We start from the raw sequence: 22,963 nt of genomic DNA, 5'->3' as shown, positions 1-22,963 counted from the left end.
CTGACAAGCCTGGTGCGCGCAACGACGCGGGCCGGGCCGAGGAGTACGGCATGGCCGACGAATCAAGCGTCGACACCCAGAACAACAGCGCCGAGCAGGCTGCGGGCACCCCCGAGGGGGGCACCGCGCCGGCCAAGAAGGCGGCGGCCAAGAAGGCCGCAACGAAGAAGACGACTGCGGCGGCCAAGAAGACCCCTGCAGCGAAGAAGGCGCCGGCCAAGAAGACGGCCGCAGTCGAGGTCAGCGGCGCCGACGCTGCCGCGACGACCACCAAGACCGCGGCCAGGCGCGCCACCAGGAAGACCGCCGCCGCACCGGCCGAGTCGCCGGACCAGCCGCTGCTCGATCTGCCGGCAGCCGAGCCTGCCGCGACCGAGTCCGCCGCGCCGGCGAAGAAGGCTGCGGCGCGCAAGACTGCGGCCAAGAAGACCACCACCGCGAAGAAGACGGCTGCCAAGAAGGCGGCCGCCGTCGAGGTCGCCGACACTGACGCTGCCGTCGAGGCCGTGGTCGAGCCGGCCGCGGAGGAAGCCGCCGCAACCAGGACCGCCGCCAAGCGCACGGCGACCAAGGCCGCCGCCACCAAGGCGCCCGCGAAGCGGACGACCAAGAGGGCTGCCGCCGGTCGGGCGCAGAGCCCGGTCGAGGCTCAGCTCGACACCCCCGACGAGGCGCTGGGCGCCGTGCCTGCCGAGGCGATTCCCGAGGCAGCCGCCGCAGGCGACGGAGGCTCGGCCGACGGAGCGCTCGGCGTGCTGTTCCAGGCCCCCGAGAAGACGCCGCGCAAGCGCGCCCCCCGCAAGCGGGCCGCGAAGAAGCAGGTCGAGGAGACCGCTGACGAAGCCGCCACGGAGGCGCCCGAGGAGGCCGCCGACCTGGTCGAGGCCGCCGCCGTCGAGGCGGACGCGGTCGGTGACGAGGCCGCGGCCCAGGCCGACCTCGACGACGAGAGCACGGACGAGACCGACGACGCTGACGAGTCCGGAACGTCGGGCCGCCGTCGTCGCCGCCGCGGTGGCCGTCGCCGACGCAAGTCGGGCGAGGGTGCCGGTGGCGAGACCGACGACAACGACGAGGAGTCCTCCGAGGACGCCGAGGAGCAGGCCGAGGACGAGGAGCAGGCCGAGGGCGGCTCCTCGCGTCGTCGCCGCCGTCGTCGTCGCGCCGGCGACTCGGGCGGTGGCAACACCGAGGACGACCCGGACAACACCGTCACCAAGGTGCGCGAGTCGCGCCCGCTCGAGCAGCAGATCACCGCTGTCTCCGGCTCGACCCGGCTCGAGGCCAAGAAGCAGCGCCGCCGCGAGGGCCGCGAGGCCGGCCGCCGCCGTGCGCCGATCGTGAGCGAGGCCGAGTTCCTGGCCCGCCGCGAGTCGGTCGAGCGCGTGATGGTGATCCGCCAGCGCGATGACCTGACCCAGATCGGCGTGCTCGAGGACAAGGTCCTCGTGGAGCACTACGTCGCCCGTGAGTCGCAGACCTCGCTGATCGGCAACATCTATCTCGGCCGCGTGCAGAACGTGCTGCCGAGCATGGAGGCCGCCTTCGTCGACATCGGCAAGGGCCGCAACGCTGTCCTCTACGCCGGCGAGGTCAACTGGGCCGCGCTCGGCCACAAGGACGGCCAGCAGCGCAAGATCGAGTCGGTGCTGAGCTCGGGCCAGACCGTCCTGGTGCAGGTGACCAAGGACCCGATCGGTCACAAGGGCGCCCGTCTCACCAGCCAGATCTCGCTGGCCGGCCGCTTCCTGGTCTACGTCCCCGACGGCACCACCTCGGGTATCTCCCGCAAGCTGCCCGACACCGAGCGCAACCGGCTCAAGTCCCTGCTCAAGGAGATCGTCCCCGAGTCCGCGGGCGTCATCGTCCGCACCGCGGCCGAGGGTGCCTCCGAGGACGAGCTGACCCGCGACGTCGAGCGGCTCAAGGCCCGCTGGGAGGACATCGAGGCCAAGGCTCGGGGGAACGCTCCCCAGATGCTCTACGGCGAGCCCGACCTCACGCTCAAGGTGGTGCGCGACCTCTTCACCGAGGACTTCACCAAGCTCGTCATCCAGGGCGCGGAAGCGTGGGAGACGGTCAAGGGGTACGTCGAGCACGTCGCTCCCGACCTGGGCGACCGGCTGCAGCGGTTCGTTCCGGGGCAGGACGGCAAGGACGCGTTCTCGACGTACCGGATCGACGAGCAGATCGCCAAGGGCCTGGACCGCAAGGTGTGGCTGCCATCCGGTGGTTCGCTGATCATCGACCGCACCGAGGCGATGACGGTCGTCGACGTCAACACCGGCAAGTTCACCGGGTCGGGGGGCAACCTCGAGGAGACCGTCACCAAGAACAACCTCGAGGCGGCCGAGGAGATCGTGCGCCAGCTGCGGCTGCGCGACATCGGCGGCATCATCGTGGTCGACTTCATCGACATGGTGCTGGAGTCCAACCGTGACCTGGTGCTGCGCCGGCTGGTCGAGTGCCTGGGCCGTGACCGCACCCGTCACCAGGTCGCCGAGGTGACCTCGCTGGGCCTGGTGCAGATGACCCGCAAGCGGATCGGCACCGGCCTCCTGGAGGCCTTCTCCGAGACCTGCACCCACTGTCACGGTCGCGGCCTGGTCGTGCACGACCACCCGGTCGAGGAGGGCAAGAGCTCCGGCGTCGCCCCCGATGAGCCGCGTCGCTCGCGGCGTCGCGGCGGTCGTGGCAAGAACAACGACAACGACAACGACAGCGGCAACGACAACGTCGGCGACGACAGCGATCAGCAGTCGGCGCAGGACGGCACCGACCCGCACCGGGCGCCGACCCCCGCGGAGTTCGCGGCGATGGCGCGCCACCACGAGGAGGAGGCGTTGGAGACCATCGCCGACTCCAACGCGGCGGCCGAGGTCCCCGAGGTCCAAGCCAGCGATGCCGTCGAGAGCTCCGAGCCGGCCGAGGCGCTGGTGGTCGAGGAGTTCGAGGACACCTCGAAGGAGCCGGTCGAGCAGACCCCGTCCACTGAGCCCGCTGATACGCCGACCGTGAAGGTGGTGACCCGCACCCGGCGTCGCCGCGGCGCCAGCCGCCCCGCAGGGGGCTCGGCCGATACCGCGACGGTCGCGCCGGTGATCATCACGCCGGAACCCGCCGCCGTACCTGCGCCCGAGGTGTCCACGCCGGAGCCGCCGAGGGTGATCACCCGCACGCGCCGGGGTGCAAGCCGGTCGGTGACCACCCCGGAGCCGTCCGCCGCGCACACGCCCGCCCAGGACGCCCCTGGCGCCCAGGAGGGCGGCGAGGACGAGCACCCGGTGGAGCACGTCCCGGTCAAGAAGCGGGGCGCGCGCAAGCGCTGACCCTGTCTCACGATCGAGATCGGATGGCCGTCGTACGCCGCGTTTTGCGGTGATCGGCGGCCATCCGTACTATTGATTCTCGGCGTGCGCTGCACGTCCACTGCGAGCATCCCATCTCCGAATTCGGGGTCGACGTGTGCCGCAGACCCATGGATTTGAGTTCGGCAAGCAGATGAAGGAGACCGCGGTGTACGCGATCGTGAAGGCTGGCGCCACCCAGCAGAAGGTTGCCGTCGGCGACGTCATCGAGATCGACAAGGTCGCGACGGGTGTCGGCGAGTCCCTGACCCTGCCGGTCGTGCTCGTGGTCGACGGCGAGAACGTGACCTCGACCGGCCTGGACAAGGCTTCGGTCACCGCTGAGGTCGTCGGCGGCTTCAAGGGTCCGAAGATCGTCATCCAGAAGTACAAGAACAAGACCGGTTACAAGAAGCGCCAGGGTCACCGCCAGAAGTACACCCAGGTCAAGGTCACCGCGATCAACGCCTGAGGCGTCGATCTCACTCGAGCACTGAAGGACTGAAGAGATGGCACACAAGAAGGGCGCGGCGTCCACCAAGAACGGCCGCGACTCCAACTCCCAGCGCCTCGGCGTGAAGCGCTACGGCGGCCAGCTGGTCAACGCCGGCGAGATCATCGTCCGCCAGCGTGGCACCCACTTCCACCCGGGCGCCAACGTCGGCCGTGGTGGCGACGACACCCTGTTCGCGCTCGAGGCCGGTGCTGTCGAGTTCGGCACCCGCCGCGGTCGCCGCGTCGTCAACATCGTCGTTCCGCAGGCCTGACATCGAGTCGGGACTTTTGCACCGTTGAGTCGGGAGTTTCGGCCGATTGGCCGGGACTCCCGATCCTCATTTTCTGCACAACTCCCGACTCACCCATAAAAAATCCCCGATTCAACGGAGTCCTCCCATGGCTGTGCCCACCTTCGTCGATCGCGTCACGCTGCACGTCAGCGCTGGCCGCGGCGGTCACGGTGTGGCCTCGGTCCACCGCGAGAAGTTCAAGCCCCTCGGTGGCCCCGACGGTGGCAACGGAGGTCCCGGTGGGTCGGTGATCCTGCGGGTCGACCCTGACGTCACCACGCTGATCGATTACCACCACAGCCCCAAGCGTCGCGCCGGCAACGGCGGCCAGGCCGGCGGCAACTTCCGCAACGGCGCGCACGGCGAGGACATCGTCCTCTCCGTGCCGGACGGCACCGTCGTCACCGACATGCAGGGCAACGTGCTCGCCGACATGGTGGGCACCGGGACCGAGCTGGTGCTCGCAGAGGGCGGCCGAGGCGGCCTCGGCAATGCGGCGCTGGCCTCCTCGAAGCGCAAGGCTCCCGGCTTCGCCCTGCTCGGCGAGCCGGGCGAGGAGCGCGAGATCGGGCTCGAGCTCAAGGTCGTCGCCGACATCGGCCTGGTCGGCTTCCCGAGTGCGGGCAAGTCCAGCCTGATCGCATCGATCTCGCGGGCGCGTCCGAAGATCGCCGACTACCCCTTCACCACGCTGGTGCCGAACCTCGGTGTCGTGCGCGCCGGAGACACCACCTTCACCGTCGCCGACGTACCGGGGCTGATCGAGGGCGCCGCCGAGGGGCGTGGTCTCGGACACGAGTTCCTCCGCCACATCGAGCGCTGTGCCGCGCTGGTGCACGTCATCGACACGGCCTCGATCGAGCCGGGCCGCAACCCGGTCGACGACCTGGACGTGATCGAGGACGAGCTGGCTCGTTACGGCGGCCTCGAGGACCGTCCGCGCCTGGTCGCGCTCAACAAGATCGACGTGCCTGACGGCCGCGACCTGGCCGACATCACCCGCGAGGAGATCGAGGAGAAGGGCTACCGCGTCTTCGACATCTCCGCCGCGTCGGGGGAGGGGACCCGCGAGCTGATCTTCGCGATGGCCGAGCTCGTCGCCGCGTCGCGCACCGAGAAGCCGGCCGTCGAGCCGCAGCGGATCGTGCTGCGACCGCACCTGGACAAGGGCGGGGCCGACTTCACCATCACCCAGACCGACGACGGCTACGTCGTGCGCGGTCAGAAGCCCGAGCGCTGGGTGCGGCAGACGGACTTCAACAACGAGGAGGCCGTGGGCTACCTCGCGGACCGGCTCAACCGGCTCGGCGTCGAGACCCAGCTCGCCAAGCTCGGCGCTCAGGAGGGCGACACCGTCATGATCGGCGACCCCGGCTCGAACGCCGTCGTCTTCGACTTCCGGCCCTCGATCGAAGCCGGCGCCGAGATGCTGGGTCGCCGTGGCGAGGACCAGCGTCTGCGCGAGGATCGCCCCGCCGCCCAGCGCCGTCGCGACATCCAGGAGCAGATGCCCGAGCGCGGCGAGAACGAGACCCGCGCCGACGTCGCCCGCCGCCTCGACAAGTTCAACTACGTCGACGGCACCTACGGCTACGAGATCGGCTCGGAGGAGGACCCCGACGCCGACGCCTTCGACCTCTCGGAGAGCGACCCCAGCACGGCTGTCGAGGATCGGGCTGTCGAGGATCGGGCCGGCGAGGAGCAGGAGTGAGCCTCAGGCCTGCGGTCACCGGTGCCAAGCGGGTCGTGGTCAAGGTGGGCTCGTCCTCACTGACCACTGTCGACGGCGGCATCGACCCGGAGCGGCTCTCGGTGCTGGTCGACGTACTGGCAGGGGTGCGGGCCCGTGGCGCCGAGGTGGTGCTCGTCTCCTCGGGCGCCATCGCCGCAGGCCTGGCACCGCTGGGCCTGCCCAAGCGGCCCAAGGCACTGGCAGCCCAGCAGGCGGCCGCCTCGGTCGGCCAGGGGCTGCTGGTGCACCGCTACACCGAGGAGCTGGCCAGGCACGGGCTGATCGCCGGGCAGGTCCTGCTCACGGTCGATGACGTGACCCGACGCAGTCACTACCGCAACGCTTCCCAGACCTTCACCACGCTGCTCGATCTGGGCGTCCTGCCGATCGTCAACGAGAACGACACCGTGGCGACCACCGAGATCCGGTTCGGCGACAACGACCGGCTCGCCGCGCTGGTGGCCCACCTGGTCCACGCCGACCTGCTCGTCCTGCTCAGCGACGTCGAGGGCCTGTACGACGCCCCGCCGTCCCAGCCCGGTGCCCGCCTCGTGGCCGAGGTCGCGTCGATGGACGACCTCACCGACGTCACGGTCGGCAAGACCGGCAGCGCGGGTGTCGGCACCGGCGGCATGGTGACCAAGCTGGAGGCGGCCCGGATCGCCGTGGAGGCGGGCATCCCGGTGGTGCTGACCTCGGCGCCGAAGGCGCGCGCCGCGCTCGCCGGCGAGCCGGTCGGGACACTGTTCCACGCCACCGGCAAGCGGCGTCCTACCCGGCTGCTGTGGCTCGAGCACGCCACCGAGCCGATGGGGTCCGTCGGCCTCGACGAGGGCGCGGTCCGCGCCGTCCGCGAGCGTGGTGCCTCCCTGCTGGCGGCGGGGATCACCGGTGCCCGCGGCGACTTCCACGCCGGGGATCCCGTCGACCTCGTCGGTCCCGACGGCGCCGTGGTGGCGCGTGGGCTGGTCAACTTCGACGCCGACGAGCTGCCGCAGCTGGTGGGCCGATCGTCGCGGTGGCTCGAGGCGCAGCTCGGCTCGGCGTACGCCCGCGAGGTCGTCCACCGCGACGACCTGGTGCTGCTCTAGCCTCTCGGCGGAGGGTGGTCTGGACCACTCCTGGGTCCGGCAGGAAGATCTCTCAGGAGCGGGCCACCCCGGACCAAGATGAACACTTGGTGAACTGCCTCGTCCGAATTCGTGTCGCGGGCGTAAACGCCGACACCCTTGTGTCCCGTGAGTGCAGAGACCTTGGCGCTGGTGCTGGTCGTCGCGACCGCACTGGGCTTCGATTTCACCAACGGGTTCCACGACACCGGCAACGCGATGGCCGCCTCGATCGCCACAGGGGCGCTCAAGCCCCGCGTCGCAGTGGCCGTCTCGGCGGTGATGAACCTCCTCGGCGCGTTCCTCTCGGTCTCGGTCGCCCTCACCGTGACCAATGCGGTGGTCAAGACCTTCGACTCGCACGCGACCTCGGCACAGGACTCGCTGACGATGTCCGGCGACAAGCTGCTGGCGATCGTGCTGGCGGGGCTGATCGGCGGGATCGTCTGGAACATGCTGACCTGGCTGCTCGGCCTGCCGTCGAGCTCCTCGCACGCACTGCTGGGAGGCCTGATCGGCGCGACCATCGTCAGCAGCGGCTGGGAGGGCGTGAACTGGGTCGGCGACGGCACCAAGCTCGACGGCGTGGTCGGCAAGATCCTGCTGCCCGGCGTGGCGAGCCCGGTCGTGGCCGTGCTCGTGGCCTGCCTGGGCACGTTCGCGGTCTTCCGGATCGTCGCCGGGGTGGCCGTGAAGCAGGTCAACCGCGGGTTCCGCTGGGGTCAGGTCGGCACGGCTTCGCTGGTCAGCCTGGCGCACGGGACCAACGATGCGCAGAAGACGATGGGCGTGATCACCCTGGCGCTGATCGCGACCGGCCACTGGAACAGCCTGACCTCGATCCCGCTCTGGGTGAAGGTCGTCTGCGCCGTCGCGATAGCGCTCGGCACCTACCTCGGCGGCTGGCGGATCATCCGCACCCTGGGCAAGGGCCTGGTCGACATCGAGCCGCGTCAGGGCGTGGCGGCCGATGCCTCGACCGCCGCGGTCATCCTCGCCTCGAGCCACCTCGGCTTCGCGCTCTCCACCACCCACGTCGCCAGCGGTTCGATCGTGGGCGCGGGGCTCGGCAAGCCGGGCGCCAGCGTCCGCTGGAGTACGGCGCGTCGCATGGTCGGTGCCTGGCTCCTCACCGTCCCGGCCGCCGCGATCGTCGGCGGCACGATGTGGATCGTGGGCCACCTCTTCGGTCTGGCGGTGGGCTCGGTTGTCGAGGTGGTGGTGCTGCTCGGCGTCGCTGGCTACCTCTACCTCCGCTCGCGCCGGCAGGACGTGGGAGCGCACAACGTCACCGATGCCTGGGAGATCGACCAGGCCGCGCCCAACGTCCCGGCCGACCTCGTGCGGGGAGGCAACCGATGAGCGACGCATTCGGACAGGACGTCCGGCTGGCCCTGGACGCCCTCTGGAAGGTGCTGCTCGCCAGCCTCATCCTCGGCGCCGGTCTGCCGGCCGTCTTCGCCCTCGCCATCCGCTCGCTGGCCAGCGGGCGGGTGATCATCGGCCGCGCGGTCGCCGGCGTACTGCTCCTCGTGGTGGCCTACGGCGTGGTCTCCGGGCTGCTGTTCATCGTCGCCAGCGGGCAGGGCAAGGATGTCTCCTTCACCCACGTCATCCCGCAGATCACCGAGAAGCCGGCTTGAGTTAAGCGGGCCTGAACAGTCGGCGAACACAGCCGTCGGCCCCTGCCCCTGCGGTGATGGAGCAGGCACGCTCATTGCGTGAGTGCAGAGACGCTGACGCTGGTGCTCGTCGTGGTGACGGCACTCGGCTTCGATTTCACCAATGGCTTCCACGACACCGGCAATGCGATGGCGACCTCGATCGCGACGGGTGCGCTCAAGCCGCGCGTCGCCGTCGCCATCTCGGCGGTGATGAACCTGGTCGGTGCCTTCCTCTCCGTCTCGGTGGCGCTGACCGTCACCAACGCGGTGGTCAAGACGTTCGACAGCAGCGCCACCTCCGCCACCGACGCCTTGACGGTGCCCGGGGACGTGCTGCTGGCGATCGTGCTGGCGGGTCTGATCGGCGGGATCGTGTGGAACATGCTGACCTGGCTGCTCGGCCTTCCGTCGAGCTCCTCGCACGCCCTGTTCGGGGGCCTGATCGGGGCGACCATCGCCTCGCTGGGCTGGAACGGCGTGAACTGGGTCGGCGACGGCACCCAGCCCGACGGCGTCGTCGGCAAGATCCTGCTGCCTGCCGTGGCCTCGCCCCTCGTGGCGGGGTTGGTCGCGGGCACCGGCACCTGGCTGATCTACCGGATCATCGTCGGTGTCGCAGCCCGCTTCACCGAGAGCGGGTTCCGCTGGGGTCAGGTCGGTACGGCTTCGCTGGTCAGCCTGGCGCACGGTACGAACGATGCACAGAAGACGATGGGCGTGATCACGCTGGCGCTGATCGCGACCGGCCGCTGGACCAGCCTGACCTCGATCCCGTTCTGGGTGAAGCTGTCCTGCGCCGTTGCGATCGCGGCGGGCACCTACATCGGGGGCTGGCGGATCATCCGCACGCTCGGCAAGGGCCTGGTCGAGATCGAGTCGCCGCAGGGCGTGGCCGCCGAGTCCGCCTCGGCCGCGGTCATCCTGGCCTCGAGCCACCTCGGCTTCGCGCTCTCCACCACCCACGTGGCAACGGGCTCGATCCTCGGCACGGGGCTGGGAAAGCCGGGCGCCGAGGTGCGTTGGGGTGTGGCGGGCCGGATGGGCGTCGGCTGGTTGCTCACCCTCCCCGCCGCTGCGATCGTGGGAGCCGCGATGTGGGGATTGGGCAACCTCTTCGGCCTGGCCGTGGGCTCGATCGTCGAGTTCGCGGTGCTCGCCGTGGTCGCCGGCTATCTCTTCACCCGGTCGCGTCGAACGCCGGTCGGCGCGCACAACGTCAACGACGAGTGGGAGAGCACCACTGCCTCCCCGAACACCCCGACGGGAGCAGCCGTATGAACCACTCCATCACTTCGCTTCCCCTGGCCGCCCGGCGCAGCGGACGGGGACTCCGATGAGCGGCGCGTTCGGTGACGACGTCCGGCTGGCCGGCGAGGCGCTCTGGAAGGTCCTGGTGGCCAGCCTCGTGCTGGGCGCGGGTCTGCCAGCCGTCTTCGCGCTCGGCATCCGATCCCTGGCGTGGGGCGCCGGCGGCGAGGCGGTCGACGGCGGCACAGGTACGGCGGCGTCTTCGGGCAACCCGGTCGGCAAGGTGCTGGCCGTGATCCTGTTCCTGGTGGTCGCCTACGGCATCGTGGCCGGTCTGGTGTTCGTCATCGCCAGCGGACAGGGCAAGGACATCTCCTTCGGTCACATCATCCCGACGATCACGGCGAAGTCATGAACGGGCGCAGCGAGCGAGGACCCGCATGAGCAACTCTCCTGTCTCGCGAGTCCTGGAATGGCTGAAGGCGGGCTACCCGCAGGGGATCCCGCCTGCCGACTACCCGCCCGTGCTGGGCGTGCTGCGCCGCAAGCTCACCGACGGTGAGATCGAGGCCATCGCCGACGATCTGGCGCTGCAGTCGGTCTCGGCCGGCGACGTACCTGTCACTGCTGAGGACATCCGAGCGATGGTCCGCGACCATGCCTTCCAGCGCTGCACGCCCGATGACCTCAAGCGAGTCTCGGGCATGCTCGCCAGCGGCGGCTGGCCGCTCGAGGCGGATCTGGCCTGAGGCGGACGGTCGACAGGCTCGGCGGACGGTCGAGGCGCCTCGACAGGCTCGGCGTGCGGTCGACCTCAGTCGCCGACGGCCTGCTTGCCGCGCTTGATGATCCGGGGGTCCGGCACGCCGACCACGTCGGGGTTCTTGCCGTCGTACTCGAATTGCGAGAGGAAGTGGCGCATCGCGTTGAGCCGGGCGCGCTTCTTGTCGTTGGACTTGACCGTGATCCAGGGCGCCGTCTTGGTGTCCGTGCGCCGGAACATCTCCTCCTTGGCCGCCGTGTAGGCGTCCCACCGGTCCAGCGACTCCAGATCCATGGGGGAGAGCTTCCACTGTCGGACCGGGTCGATCTGCCGGATGATGAAGCGGGTCCGCTGCTCGGACTGGGTGACGGAGAACCAGAACTTCGTCACTGAGATGCCTGCTTCGACCAGCATCTTCTCGAAGCGCGGTGCCTGGTCCATGAAGGTCTCGTACTCTTCGTCGGAGCAGAAGCCCATCACGCGCTCGACCCCGGCGCGGTTGTACCAGGACCGGTCGAAGAGCACGAGCTCGCCGGCGGCGGGCAGGTGCGCGATGTAGCGCTGGAAGTACCACTGCGAGCGCTCGCGCTCGGACGGCTTCACCAGCGCGACGGTCCGTGCGTAGCGCGGGTTCAGATGTTCCATGAACCGCTTGATCGTGCCGCCCTTGCCGGCGGCGTCGCGGCCCTCGAAGAGGACGACGTGGCGGTGCCCGGTGCGCTGCTGCCAGTTCTGGAACTTGATCAGCTCGACCTGCAGCTCGTACTTCTCGATGTCGTAGGTGGCCCGCTCCATGCGCTCGTCGTACGGGTAGTTCTCCCGCCACGTGTCCACCGCCCGACCGGACGGGTCGATCAGGATCGGATCGTCGTCATGGTCCTCGCCGATGGAGTGGCCGGCGGTCTGGAGACGGTCGATGTAGGCGCGCAGGTCCTCGATCATGGGGGCAACCTAGGGGCAGAGGTTGAACGGCGGGTTACGAACCGTGACCTGCTCCGCCGTAGTCTTGCCTCGTCATGACTCGTGCGCCGCGGACCGTCTACCTCGACCACGCCGCCACCACCCCGATGGTGCCGGCTGCTGTCGAGGCCATGAGTGCCCACCTCCTCGAGGTGGGCAACGCCTCCTCGTTGCACGCCTCGGGCCGTCGCGCCCGCCGAGTGGTGGAGGAGTCCCGCGAGACGATCGCTCAGGCACTGGACTGCCGGCCGGGCGAGGTCGTCTTCACCTCCGGCGGCACCGAGGCCGACAACCTGGCCCTCAAGGGCGTCTTCTGGTCGCGTCGCACGGCCGACCCGAGGCGGGTCCGGATCCTCAGCACCGGCATCGAGCACCACGCCGTCCTGGACCCGCTGCACTGGCTCACCGAGCCGCGCGACGGCCACCCCGGCGCGACCGTGGAGCTGCTGCCGGTCGACCGTGACGGTCGCCTCGAGGTGGCAGCGCTGCGAGAGACGCTGGAGCGCTCGCCCGACGACGTCGCGCTGATCTCGGTGATGTGGGCCAACAACGAGGTCGGCACGCTCCAGCCCATCACCGAGGTGGTCGAGGTCGCCCGGGCGTACGGCGTACCGGTGCACACCGATGCGGTGCAGGCGGTGGGCGCCGTGCCTGTCGACTTCGCCGCCGTCGGAGTCGACGCGCTCACCCTGACCGGGCATAAGGTCGGCGGCCCCTACGGCGTCGGCGCCCTGCTTGCCAGGCGTGAGCTCGAGCTGACGGCGCTGCTGCACGGCGGCGGCCAGGAGCGGGACGTGCGCAGCGGGACCATCGACGTACCTGCCATCGCGGGGTTCGCTGCCGCGGTCGAGCTGGCGGTCAAGGAGCAGGCCGCGTACGCCGCTCGCGTCGGCGCGCTGCGCGACCGACTCGTGGCGGGCGTCCTCGGCGCCGTGCCCGATGCCGTGCTCAACGGCGCTGCGCCGGACGCGGCGGGGATCGACCGGCTGCCCGGCAACGCCCACTTCTCCTTCCCCGACTGCGAGGGCGACTCGCTGCTGATGCTGCTGGACGCCCAGGGCATCGAGTGCTCGACCGGCTCAGCCTGCTCGGCCGGGGTGCCCCAGCCCTCCCACGTCCTGCTCGCGCTGGGCCGTTCCGAGGACGAGGCCCGCAGCTCGCTGCGCTTCTCGCTCGGCCACACCTCGACCGTCGAGGACGTCGATGCGCTCGTCGCGGCGATCGGCCCGTGCGTCGACCGGGCGAGGTCTGCGGGGCTGCGGTGAGATGCCGATGAGGGCAGTCCCCGAGCCGACGAGGAACGAGCCGCGTCGCAGGGTCATCGCCGCCATGTCCGGCGGTGTCGACTCGGCCGTCGCCGCCGCGCGCGCCGTCGAGGCCGGGCACGACGTCACCGGCATCCACCTGGCACTGTCGCGCAACCCGGCGTCGTACCGCTCGGGGGCGCGGGGCTGCTGCACCATCGAGGACGCCAACGACGCCCGCCGCGCCGCGGACGTGATCGGCATCCCGTTCTACGTCTGGGACATGTCGGAGCGCTTCCACGAGGACGTGGTCGAGGACTTCATGGCCGAGTACGCGGAGGGACGCACACCCAATCCGTGCCTGCGCTGCAACGAGAAGATCAAGTTCGCCGCGGTGCTCGATCGCGCCCTGGCGCTGGGCTTCGACGCGGTCGTGACCGGCCACTACGCAGTCGTGCGCGAGGGTGCCGACGGGGTCGAGCTGCATCGCGCCTCGGACATGGCGAAGGACCAGAGCTACGTGCTCGGCGTGCTGACCCAGGACCAGCTGCGGCACTCGCTGTTCCCGCTCGGTGACACGCCGAAGCCGCTGGTCCGCGAGGAGGCGGCACGCCGCGGCCTCCTGGTCGCCGACAAGCCGGACAGCCACGACATCTGCTTCGTCGCCGACGGCGACAACGCCGGCTGGCTCAAGGAGAAGCTCGGCGAACGACTACCCAACACCGATGGCGCGATCATCGACGAGAACGGCGCCGAGGTCGGCCGCCACTCGGGGACCGTGGCGTTCACCATCGGCCAGCGTCGCGGGCTGCGGCTCGGCGTGCCGGCCGCCGACGGCAAGCCGCGGTTCGTGCTGGACATCGAGCCGGTGTCCGGCACGGTGACGGTGGGCCCGCGCGAGCACCTCGCCGTCGATCGGATCGAGGGCGTCAAGCCGCGTTGGTGCGGCTCGGCGCCATCGGTTCTCGACGGGGGCGACGTGGCGGTGCAGCTGCGCGCGCACGGCCAGGAGCACCGCGCGGTGGTGTCCGTCGATGGCGAGCGGGTGGCGATCGAGCTGCTCGACCCGGCCTACGGCATCGCGCCCGGCCAGGCCGCGGTGATCTACGACGGCAGCCGCGTGGTCGGTTCGGCGACGATCGCCTCGACCGGGCGGGTCGGCCTGTGACTGATTCGCGCGCACCGTACGAAACGGTGGCGGATGCCGGCGAGTCGCCCACCGGATCGTCCGGGACGCGGGTGCTGGCCACCGGGATCGGCTCGCTGCCGGGTGAAGACTTCGCCGAGGCCGTCCGGGTCGTCCTGGGCGAGCTGCCCGACCTGCCGCACCTGCCCGAGCTGGCCGCCCGGGGTGCGATCGCCGGCATGGTCGGCCGCACCCTCGCCGTACTGGCCGACCTCGATGCCGACCTGCAGCCGGCCGGGTGGCGACTGACCGGCTCCACCGGCTCGCCGGGGGTCGACCAGCGCCGGGCGCGCTCCCTGCTCGGTCAGGATCTCGACACGCTCGAGGAGTTGGCGGACGGCACGGGGCAGTTTCGAGCGGGCGGCGCCTTCAAGATCCAGGTGACCGGCCCCTGGACCTTGGCCGCGAGCGTCGAGCGGCCTCGCGGTGATCGGCTGCTCGCCGACCATGGCGCCCGACGCGAGCTGGCCCAGGCTCTCGCCGAGGGCGTGCGCCACCACCTCAACGACGTACGCCGAAGGCTCCCCGGCGCCGCGCGTCTGATCGTGCAGCTCGACGAGCCCGCACTGGCGGCGGTGCTCGCGGGACGCGTCCCGACAGCGAGCGGCTTCGGGCGACACCGCTCGATCCACCCGCCCGAGGCGTCCCAGGCACTGGAGTGGGTGCTCGGCGCGATCGTCGAGGAGGGCGGCGAGCCGTGGGTGCACAGCTGTGCGCCCGGCACGCCGCTCGGCCTGCTGCGGGGAGCTATGCGAGAGGCCGGCACGGGCTCCGCCGCGGCCTCGGGAGCTCGCGGGCTCGCCGTCGACCTGTCCCAGCTGAGCGCAGGAGATCACGACCAGCTTGCTGAGGCGCTGGAAGCGGGGGAGACGGTGGCGCTCGGCGTCGTACCGTCCCTGGATCCCGACGCACCGCTCTCGGACAAGCAGGTCACCGAGCGGGTGCTGCGCTGGCTGGACATGGTCGGTCTGGACCCGCACGAGGTCTCCCTGGCGATCACCCCGACGTGCGGGCTCGCCGGTGCGGGCGAGGCGTGGAGCCGCCGGGCGATGGCGCTGGCGCGGACCTCCGCCACCTCCCTGAGTGACTGACGACGGGCGGCATCGCGTCGTCGCGTCGCGGGTACCAGGTGGCAGGCAGCTGCATCCGCTGCCCTGACCCACGATGGAGGGAGAGTCATGTCCGACCGGGCGAGCCTGAGCGGCACCAAGGTGGCCATCATCGCGACCGACTTCTTCGAGGAGGCCGAGCTGGTCGTGCCGCGCGACAGGCTGCGCGAGGCGGGGGCCGAGGTGAAGGTCTACTCGACCCAGCGCGATCCGATCCAGGCGACCGAGGGGGACACCGAGCCGACACAGAAGGTGGAGGTCGACGGCACGTTCGCGGACGTGGACGTCGCTGGCACCGACGTACTCGTGGTGCCTGGCGGGACCGTCAACGCGGACCGGATCCGACTGGAGCCGGAGGCGCAGGCGCTGGTCAAGGCGTTCGACGAGGCCGGCAAGCCGCTCGCGCTGATCTGCCATGGACCCTGGCTGCTGATCTCCGCCGGCCGTGCGGCGAGCCGACGTCTGACGAGCTGGCCCAGCCTGGCCGACGACCTGCGCAACGCGGGCGCGACGTGGGTGGACGAGGAAGTGGTCGTGGACCGCAACCTGATCACCAGCCGCAAGCCTGACGATCTGCCGGCATTCGTGACGGCGATCGAGAAGGCGGTCGAGAAGGCGATCGATAAAGCCTGACGTAGGGCTGAAATCGCCGAGCGGGCGCAGACCCTGTGGGGTCTGCGCCCGCTCGTGGTGATGCGGGGGTCGTCGCTGTTGCGTCAGCCCGCGTGCACGCCCTCGGGGCCGTCGGTGGCCAGCTCGGTGTGCTTCACGTTGAGGAAGAGCCAGATGATCACCGAGCCGACGAGTGCCATCACCGAGCCGACCAGGAAGGCCGTGGTCGCGCCGTGGGCGAAGACCTGCTGCTGGATGGTGGCCAGGACGTCCGGGGAGGGCTTGCCCTGACCTGCGGCGTCCTTGGTGATCCGGGCGGTGTCGTTGGTCATCACGTGGGTCGCGACGGTCGACAGGATCGCCAGGCCGAGCGCGCCGCCGACCTGCTGCATCGTGTTCAGCACGCCGGAGCCGATGCCCGAGTCCTCGGGACGAAGGTGGTGCACCGCCGTCAGCGTGACGGTCACGAAGGTGAGGCCCATGCCGAAGGACATCGCGGTGATCCACGGGAAGATGTGGGTCCAGTAGTCGCCCTGGACGGCCTGGATCGGCAGCGAGGTGTCGTGCGGGATCCGGGAGAAGCCGAACAGTGCGATCGCCGCGATCAGGGTGCCGATGCCGGCCAGGTAGCGCGGGTCGATCTTGCTGACCAGCGCCGAGGAGAGCGTTGCCGCGATCACCATGCCGAAGCAGAACGGCAGGAACGCGACGCCGGTGTGCAGCGGGCTGTAGCCCTTGACCAGCTGGACGTACTGCGAGAGGTAGAAGAACATCGCGAACATCGCGGCGGGCAGCAGCATCATCGCGACGAACGACGAGGCGCGGGTCTGGCTGGCGAAGATCCGGAACGGCAGCAGCGGGTGCTCGACCCGCGTTTCGATGAAGGCGAAGATCGCCAGCAGCAGGACGCCGCCGATCAGGAACACGAGGGTCTGGGTGTTGCCCCAGCCGTGACTGCCGGCGCGGGTCAGGCCGTAGACGACGGCGAGCAGGCCGGCGGTGCCGGTCACGGCGCCGGGAACGTCGAGCTCACCGCGGTGACGCTCCGACTCGGCCAGCAGCAGCGGCGCCAGCAGGGCCGCCACGATGCCGATCGGGACGTTGATCAGGAAGGTCAGCCGCCAGCCGTCGACGGAGAGACCGAAGACGCTGTGCAGGCCGGTGAGCCATCCACCCAGGATGAGGCCGACGGCGGCACCGATGCCGGACATCGCGGCGTACACGGCGAACGCCCGGCTGCGAGCGGGGCCTGCGGGGAAGGTGGTGGTGATCAGCGCCAGCGCGGAGGGAGCCGCGAGGGCAGCTGCCGCACCCTGGAAGCCGCGCGAGATCAGCAGCATCGCCTCGGTCTGGGCCACGCCGCCGACGAGCGAGGCGATGGCGAAGACGATGAGGCCGATCATGAAGACGTTGCGGCGGCCGTAGAGGTCGCCGAGGCGGCCGCCGAGGAGCAGCAGTCCGCCGAAGGTGAGGGAGTACCCCGTGACCACCCAGGTGAGGGTGGCGGCGGAGAAGTCGAGGTCCTTTTGGATGAAGGGCAGCGCGATGTTCGCGATGGTCGAGTCCAGGACCACCATCAGCTGGGCGACGCAGATGAGCACGAGAGCCCATCCGAGGTGTCGGTGCTGACCGGTGCGCTGGTCGACGCTTGTGGCGTCGGTCGTGGTCATGTCAGTCCTTGTGAGTAGCAGCGGGCAAGATGATCTGGTCGATCACCCGAGTGATCAGGTCTTCGGTGGCGGGTTCGCCGAGCATGAAGGCGCGGTGCATCACCACGCCCGCAAGGGCGTGGCTCAGCAGGTCGACGTCGAGGTCGGGGCGGAGCTCGCCGCGCTTGCGCGCGCGCTCCCAGATGGTGCGGCTGGCCTCGAGCTTGGCCCCGATGAAGTGCTCCCGGAACTCCCCGGCGAACTCCTCGTCGCGGCCGATGGCGGTGATGACACTGCTCATCGTGGCGAGCATCTGCGGGTCCGTGAGGCCGCCGAGCCCGCAGAAAGCAGCCTCCAGGTCGCCCTTGAGACTGCCTGTGTCGGGCAGGTCGGTGGTGGACTTGTTGGCGTGCAGCGCGTCGATGACGAGCTTCGCCTTGGACGACCAGCGCCGGTAGAGCGTGGCCTTCGACGCCTTCGCCCGAGCGGCGACGGCGTCCATCGTCATGCGGTCGTAGCCAACCTCGGCGAGGATGGCGAGGGCCGTCTCGAGGATCTCCTGTTCGCGTTCGCCCTCGATCCGCGGGCGGTGCAGAGCACGAGCCAGGTTCACCTGGAGGACCCCTTCCAGTCACAGAGATGAAACGAAACGGTTTCGTTTCATCTGGACAAGATAGTACGACGTCGTTTCATTCCCGACCAACGCGTTTTTCTCGACCCGGTCTAGACCGGTCCGTGCGGCGAGCATCCTGTCGGTGGGTAGCGGCAAGATGTGTCCATGACCGACGAGAGCCCCGCGAGCCTCCACGCCGATCTGTCGGCCCAGATCGAAGCAGCCTCCGACGCCTACTACCGCGACGGCTCGTCGACGCTCACCGATGCCGACTACGACGTGCTACTGCGCCGGTTGGGGGAGCTCGAGGAGCAGTACCCGGAGCTGGTTACCTCCGCGAGCCCGACCCAGCGGGTGATGGGCAAGGCGTTCACCGACTTCGCCTCCTTCGACCACCTCCAGCGGATGGAGAGCCTCGACAACGCCTTCTCCTTCGAGGAGCTGGCAGGCTGGTATGAGCGGGTCGTCCGCGACGCGGGCACCCGGCCGGAGCTGCTCTGCGAGGTGAAGTTCGACGGTCTGGCGATCAACCTTCTCTACGAGGACGGCCGGCTGACTCGGGCGCTCACCCGCGGCGACGGTCGCACCGGCGAGGACGTCACACCCAATGTGCTCACGATCGCCGGTGTCCCGCACCGACTGACCGGATCGGCCGAGCATCCGGTGCCGGCGCTGATCGAGGTGCGCGGCGAGGTCTACCTGCCCACGGCGCGGTTCGAGGAGATCAACGCAGAGCAGGAGGCGGCGGGCAAGCCGCTCTACGCCAACGCCCGCAACACCGCCGCCGGCTCGCTGCGGCAGAAGGACCCGGCCATCACCGCGGCGCGGCGGCTCGAGATGGTCTGCCACGGCGTCGGCGCCCGCGAGGGCTTCGAGGCGGTCTCCCAGTCGCAGGCCTACGCGGCGCTCGCGAGCTGGGGCCTCCCGGTCTCCGACAAGGTCAAGGTGGTGCCCGACCTGGCGGCGGTGGAGGAGTTCATCGCCTACTTCGCCGAGCACCGGCACGACCCGCAGGTGCTCAGCCACGAGATCGACGGCGTGGTGATCAAGGTCGACGACGTCGGGCTGCAGCGCCGCCTCGGATCGACCTCCCGTGCCCCGCGCTGGGCGATCGCGTATAAGTACCCGCCCGAGGAGGTCAATACCCGGCTGCTGGCGATCGAGGTCAACACCGGCCGGACCGGCCGGGTGACGCCGTACGGCGTGATGGAGCCGGTCAAGGTCGCCGGCTCGACGGTCGAGATGGCGACGCTGCACAACTTCTACGAGGTGGCCCGCAAGGACGTGCGGCCAGGGGACACGATCGTGCTGCGCAAGGCCGGTGACGTCATCCCCGAGATCCTCGGTCCGGTGCTCGCCCTGCGGCCCGACGGCCTGCCCGAGTGGGTGCCCCCGACGGTGTGCCCGGCCTGCGGCACCGAGCTGGTCGAGCAGAAGGCGGGGGACAAGGACCGCCGTTGTCCCAACCACCGTTACTGCTCTGCCCAGGTGACCGAGCGCGTCAACCACGTCGCGGGTCGGGGCGCCTTCGACATCGAGGGGATGGGCTACGAGGCCTGCGTCGCGCTGCTCGAGTCAGGTGCGCTGCGCAACGAGGGTGACATCTTCGACCTCGACGAGACGAAGCTGGGCCGGACACCCCTGTTCACTCGCGCCCCCAAGAAGGGTGAAGACGGTCCCCAGCTCACCGCGAACGCCCACAAGCTGCTGACCAACCTCGACGCACGCAAGAGCGTGCCTCTGTGGCGCGTCCTGGTCGCGCTCTCCATCCGTCACGTCGGCCCGTCGGCCGCGCGCGCGATCGCCACCGAGTTCGGCTCGATGGCAGCGCTGCGCGAGGTCGTGCGGACGGCCGACGAGGCTGTCTCGGTCGAGGTGGACCCCGATGCCGACGAGGCGTCCAGCGACCTGGGCGACGTCGTCACCACCGCGTCGGCCGAGGCGGTCAGCGCCCGGAGCAGACTCGCCGAGGTCGACGGAGTCGGCGGCGTGATCGCCGACTCGCTCGTCGCCTGGTTCCGCGAGCCGTGGCACGTCGAGATCGTGGAGAAGTGGCTCGCTGCCGGGGTGGTCATGGAGGACGCCCGCGACGAGTCCCTCGAGCGCACTCTCGAGGGGCTGACGGTCGTCGTGACCGGCTCCTTGCAGGGCTTCTCCCGTGACTCCGCGAAGGAGGCCATCATCAGCCGCGGCGGCAAGGCCGCCGGCTCGGTGTCGAAGAAGACCGACTACGTCGTGGTGGGCGATAACGCCGGCTCCAAGGCGGAGAAGGCCGAGGAGCTGGGCCTGCGCGTCCTCGACGAGGACGGGTTCGCCGCGCTGCTCGCTGGGGGACCGGCGGGCGTGGGTGAGGATCCGAGCGAAGGCTGAGATCAGTCGGCGAAAGGGTTGATGATGCGTATGCCGCGCAGCGTGGCACCGGTGCTCAGGTCCTCGGTCCACAGCTCGTCACAGCCGGCCCGGACGGCGGCCTCGAGGATCATCGCGTCGTAGACGCGCATCTGGTGGCGGGACGCGGTGGCTACAGCGTCGTAGACGAGCCCGAGGTCGGCGGGTTGCACGTGATAGCCGTTCGACTCGACGATCTCCCGTGCCTCCTCGCGGGTGTACCGGAGGTGGCGCACCAGCACGTTGTGCAGCTCGATGAGCACCTGGGTGCTGATCCAGGGGCGCGATGACGAGCCGTCGATCAGGGCCAAGGCACGATCGCGCTTGGCCGGATCCCGGTCGTCGAACCGATAGGCGATGACATTGGTGTCGAGGAAGACCGTCATGCCGACGGCTTCCCGTAGCGCTCGAACCGTTCTTCGTAGAGCTCGTCACGCGTCCAGGCTCGAGTGCTGCGGTGGCCGGCGTACTTCTCGGCGATCGCCCGCATCCGATCGCGGTCCTCACGCCAACGCTGCTCCTCGGTGTCGTCATCTGCGTACTTCCGCAATTGTTCCGCCAGGAACTTGTTGACCGACTCGCCGCGCTCGATCGCTCGGATCCGGGCTCGTTTGAGCGTCGCCTCATCGACGGTGATCGTCAGGTTCGCCATGAGATCAGTGTAACGCCGGACCCGTGCTACACGAGGTCTCTCCTAGGGCGTCCGCCGACTGTCGGTGGCCGCCACTAGGATGGGCGCCATGCCTGAACTCTCCCGTGACGAGGTGCGCCACCTGGCCGACCTCGCCCGGATCGACCTGAGTGACGCCGAGCTGGAGCACCTCGCTCCGCAGCTCAACGTGATCCTCGAGTCGGTCGCCTCGATCCAGGGCGTGGCCGGCGACGACGTCGTTGCCACCTCCCATCCGATCCCGATGACCAACGTCTTCCGCGACGACGTCGTGGTGCCCGGCCTGACGCCCGTCCAGGCGCTGGCGGGGGCGCCGGCGAAGGAGGACGACAAGTTCTCCGTGCCGCGGATCCTGGGGGATGAGCAGTGAGCTGGATCTACCGGACCGCCGCGGAGCAGGCAGCCGCGCTCGCCGCAGGTGAGGTCACCAGTGTCGAGCTGACCCAGGCCCACCTCGACCAGATCGCCGCGGTCGACGACGGCGGGGAGGGCGTGCACGCCTTCCTGCACGTCGACGCCGACGGTGCCCTCGCTCAGGCCATGGCCTCGGACGAGCGACGTGCCTCGGGTTCGCCGCTGCACGAGCTCGACGGCGTGCCGATCGCGGTCAAGGACGTGCTGACGACGATCGGCCTGCCGACCACCTGCGGCTCGAAGATGCTCGAGGGCTGGGTCCCGCCCTACGACGCGACGGTCGTGGCCAAGCTCAAGGCGGCCGGCCTGCCCATCCTCGGCAAGACCAACATGGACGAGTTCGCGATGGGCTCCTCCACCGAGAACAGCGCCTACGGCCCGACCCGCAACCCGTGGGACCACACCCGCATCCCGGGTGGCTCCGGCGGCGGCTCGGCCGCGGCGGTGGCAGCGTTCGAGGCGCCGCTCGCGCTCGGCACCGACACCGGCGGCTCGATCCGCCAGCCCGGCGCGATGACCGGCACCGTGGGCGTGAAGCCGACCTATGGCAGCGTCAGCCGCTATGGCCTCGTCGCGCTGGCCAACAGCCTGGACCAGGTCGGTCCGGTGACGCGCACGGTGCTCGACTCGGCCCTGCTGCAGGAGCTGATCGGCGGCCACGACCCGAAGGACTCCACGTCGGTCCCCACCCCGGTGACCGGTCTGGTCGAGGCCGCCCGCCAGGGCGGCACCAAGGACCTCGCCGGCGTCAAGGTCGGTGTGGTCAAGGAGCTGGCCGGCGACGCATGGCAGACCGGCGTGATGCAGCGGTTCGAGGAGTCGGTCGCGCTGCTGCGCCAGATGGGGGCTGAGATCGTCGAGGTCTCGCTGCCGAGCTTCGTGCACGCGATGGCGGCCTACTACCTGATCCTGCCGGCCGAGTGCTCCTCCAACCTCGCCAAGTTCGACGCGATGCGCTACGGCCTTCGTGTCACCCCGGAGGGCTCGCCGTCGGCCGAGGATGTCATGAAGGTCTCCCGCGACGCCGGCTTCGGCGACGAGGTCAAGCGCCGGATCATGATCGGCACCTATGCGCTGTCCAGTGGCTACTACGACGCCTACTACGGTCAGGCGCAGAAGATCCGCACGCTGATCATCGAGGACTTCAAGAAGGCCTTCGAGCAGGTCGACGTGCTGGTCAGCCCGACCGCACCGTCCACGGCGTTCCCGATCGGGGAGAAGGTGGACGACCCCCTGTCGATGTACCTGCAGGACCTCGCCACCATTCCGGCCAACCTCGCCGGTGTCCCGGGCATCTCGCTGCCCTCGGGGCTCGCGCCCGAGGACGGACTGCCGACCGGTGTCCAGTTCCTCGCGCCGGTGCTCGAGGATGCCCGCCTCTACCGGGTGGGCGCGGCGCTGGAGACGGCCCTCTTCGAGCAGTGGGGCGGCCAGATCGTGCCCCCGGCGTACAAGGAGAACTGAGCG

General features: G+C 70.1%; 22 protein-coding genes. 17 read left to right on the top strand and 5 right to left on the bottom strand.

Annotation, left to right across the window (positions count from 1 at the left end; translation table 11 throughout):
• The first annotated feature begins 50 nt into the window (after positions 1-50).
• The 10 genes from H036_RS0107405 (at position 51) to H036_RS0107360 (ending at position 10,637) form a co-directional block, all read left to right on the top strand.
• Positions 51-3,329 (top strand): Rne/Rng family ribonuclease, encoded by a 3,279-nt coding sequence (locus H036_RS0107405; protein ID WP_017934151.1) that lies wholly within the window; start codon positions 51-53, stop codon positions 3,327-3,329.
• A 187-nt stretch (positions 3,330-3,516) separates the two neighbouring features.
• Positions 3,517-3,819, top strand: a complete 303-nt coding sequence (rplU, locus tag H036_RS0107400; RefSeq protein WP_026145866.1) for a 50S ribosomal protein L21 — start codon at positions 3,517-3,519, stop codon at positions 3,817-3,819.
• Positions 3,820-3,856: 37 nt separating this feature from the next.
• On the top strand, positions 3,857-4,114 hold the full coding sequence (rpmA, locus tag H036_RS0107395) for a 50S ribosomal protein L27 (RefSeq protein WP_017934149.1): 258 nt from the start codon (positions 3,857-3,859) through the stop codon (positions 4,112-4,114).
• Between the two features lie 127 nt (positions 4,115-4,241).
• Positions 4,242-5,846: a GTPase ObgE gene (obgE, locus tag H036_RS0107390; RefSeq protein WP_017934148.1), complete on the top strand. Its 1,605-nt coding sequence runs from the start codon at positions 4,242-4,244 to the stop codon at positions 5,844-5,846.
• A complete protein-coding gene (gene proB, locus H036_RS0107385) occupies positions 5,843-6,958 on the top strand; it encodes a glutamate 5-kinase (protein ID WP_017934147.1) in 1,116 nt (371 codons plus the stop codon). Before obgE ends, proB begins: the two co-directional genes overlap by 4 nt.
• 147 nt (positions 6,959-7,105) lie before the next feature.
• Positions 7,106-8,338: an inorganic phosphate transporter gene (locus tag H036_RS0107380; RefSeq protein WP_017934146.1), complete on the top strand. Its 1,233-nt coding sequence runs from the start codon at positions 7,106-7,108 to the stop codon at positions 8,336-8,338.
• Positions 8,335-8,619: a hypothetical protein gene (locus H036_RS0107375; protein WP_017934145.1), complete on the top strand. Its 285-nt coding sequence runs from the start codon at positions 8,335-8,337 to the stop codon at positions 8,617-8,619. The genes H036_RS0107380 and H036_RS0107375 overlap by 4 nt, the downstream gene beginning before the upstream one ends.
• A gap of 78 nt (positions 8,620-8,697) precedes the next feature.
• A complete protein-coding gene (locus tag H036_RS0107370; protein WP_017934144.1) occupies positions 8,698-9,918 on the top strand; it encodes an inorganic phosphate transporter in 1,221 nt (406 codons plus the stop codon).
• 55 nt (positions 9,919-9,973) lie between these two features.
• Positions 9,974-10,303 (top strand): hypothetical protein, encoded by a 330-nt coding sequence (locus H036_RS0107365; protein WP_017934143.1) that lies wholly within the window; start codon positions 9,974-9,976, stop codon positions 10,301-10,303.
• A 25-nt stretch (positions 10,304-10,328) separates the two neighbouring features.
• Positions 10,329-10,637, top strand: a complete 309-nt coding sequence (locus H036_RS0107360; RefSeq protein ID WP_017934142.1) for a DUF3349 domain-containing protein — start codon at positions 10,329-10,331, stop codon at positions 10,635-10,637.
• A gap of 65 nt (positions 10,638-10,702) precedes the next feature.
• On the opposite strand, the gene ppk2 is transcribed toward H036_RS0107360, so the two are convergent.
• Positions 10,703-11,593: a polyphosphate kinase 2 gene (gene ppk2, locus H036_RS0107355; protein WP_017934141.1), complete on the bottom strand. Its 891-nt coding sequence runs from the start codon at positions 11,591-11,593 to the stop codon at positions 10,703-10,705.
• A 74-nt stretch (positions 11,594-11,667) separates the two neighbouring features.
• On the opposite strand from ppk2, the gene H036_RS0107350 reads away from it, so the two are divergent.
• From H036_RS0107350 to H036_RS0107335, 4 genes are all read left to right on the top strand, one after another.
• Positions 11,668-12,876, top strand: coding sequence for a cysteine desulfurase family protein (locus H036_RS0107350; RefSeq protein ID WP_017934140.1), 1,209 nt, complete (start codon positions 11,668-11,670; stop codon positions 12,874-12,876).
• A gap of 7 nt (positions 12,877-12,883) precedes the next feature.
• A complete protein-coding gene (mnmA, locus tag H036_RS0107345) occupies positions 12,884-14,023 on the top strand; it encodes a tRNA 2-thiouridine(34) synthase MnmA (RefSeq protein ID WP_036487755.1) in 1,140 nt (379 codons plus the stop codon).
• Positions 14,024-14,049: 26 nt separating this feature from the next.
• A complete protein-coding gene (locus H036_RS0107340; RefSeq protein WP_017934138.1) occupies positions 14,050-15,132 on the top strand; it encodes a hypothetical protein in 1,083 nt (360 codons plus the stop codon).
• A gap of 87 nt (positions 15,133-15,219) precedes the next feature.
• Positions 15,220-15,783, top strand: a complete 564-nt coding sequence (locus H036_RS0107335) for a type 1 glutamine amidotransferase domain-containing protein (protein ID WP_017934137.1) — start codon at positions 15,220-15,222, stop codon at positions 15,781-15,783.
• Between the two features lie 83 nt (positions 15,784-15,866).
• Here H036_RS0107335 and H036_RS0107330 read toward each other — a convergent pair whose 3' ends face one another.
• Both H036_RS0107330 and H036_RS0107325 read right to left on the bottom strand, forming a co-directional pair.
• A complete protein-coding gene (locus H036_RS0107330; RefSeq protein WP_017934136.1) occupies positions 15,867-17,432 on the bottom strand; it encodes an MFS transporter in 1,566 nt (521 codons plus the stop codon).
• Between the two features lies 1 nt (position 17,433).
• A complete protein-coding gene (locus H036_RS0107325; RefSeq protein ID WP_017934135.1) occupies positions 17,434-18,024 on the bottom strand; it encodes a TetR/AcrR family transcriptional regulator in 591 nt (196 codons plus the stop codon).
• A 165-nt stretch (positions 18,025-18,189) separates the two neighbouring features.
• Between H036_RS0107325 and ligA the strand changes: the two genes are divergently transcribed.
• Positions 18,190-20,394, top strand: coding sequence for an NAD-dependent DNA ligase LigA (ligA, locus tag H036_RS0107320; protein ID WP_017934134.1), 2,205 nt, complete (start codon positions 18,190-18,192; stop codon positions 20,392-20,394).
• A gap of 2 nt (positions 20,395-20,396) precedes the next feature.
• Here ligA and H036_RS0107315 read toward each other — a convergent pair whose 3' ends face one another.
• Together H036_RS0107315 and H036_RS0107310 are read right to left on the bottom strand one after the other, a co-directional pair.
• Positions 20,397-20,798 carry a PIN domain-containing protein gene (locus H036_RS0107315; RefSeq protein ID WP_017934133.1) on the bottom strand — a complete coding sequence of 134 codons (402 nt, stop codon included), beginning with the start codon at positions 20,796-20,798 and terminating at the stop codon, positions 20,397-20,399.
• On the bottom strand, positions 20,795-21,064 hold the full coding sequence (locus H036_RS0107310; RefSeq protein ID WP_017934132.1) for a hypothetical protein: 270 nt from the start codon (positions 21,062-21,064) through the stop codon (positions 20,795-20,797). The genes H036_RS0107315 and H036_RS0107310 overlap by 4 nt, the downstream gene beginning before the upstream one ends.
• A gap of 88 nt (positions 21,065-21,152) precedes the next feature.
• On the opposite strand from H036_RS0107310, the gene gatC reads away from it, so the two are divergent.
• Both gatC and gatA read left to right on the top strand, forming a co-directional pair.
• On the top strand, positions 21,153-21,452 hold the full coding sequence (gene gatC, locus H036_RS0107305) for an Asp-tRNA(Asn)/Glu-tRNA(Gln) amidotransferase subunit GatC (RefSeq protein WP_017934131.1): 300 nt from the start codon (positions 21,153-21,155) through the stop codon (positions 21,450-21,452).
• Complete coding sequence (gene gatA, locus H036_RS0107300) at positions 21,449-22,960, top strand: Asp-tRNA(Asn)/Glu-tRNA(Gln) amidotransferase subunit GatA (protein ID WP_017934130.1); 1,512 nt, start codon at positions 21,449-21,451, stop codon at positions 22,958-22,960. The genes gatC and gatA overlap by 4 nt, the downstream gene beginning before the upstream one ends.
• The last annotated feature ends 3 nt before the right edge of the window (positions 22,961-22,963 follow it).

The organism is Nocardioides sp. Iso805N, assembly GCF_000364605.1.
Classification (GTDB): Bacteria; Actinomycetota; Actinomycetes; order Propionibacteriales; family Nocardioidaceae; genus Nocardioides.
The sequence above is the reverse complement of the archived record's forward strand: the minus strand, read 5'-3'. Positions and strand labels throughout refer to the sequence as shown.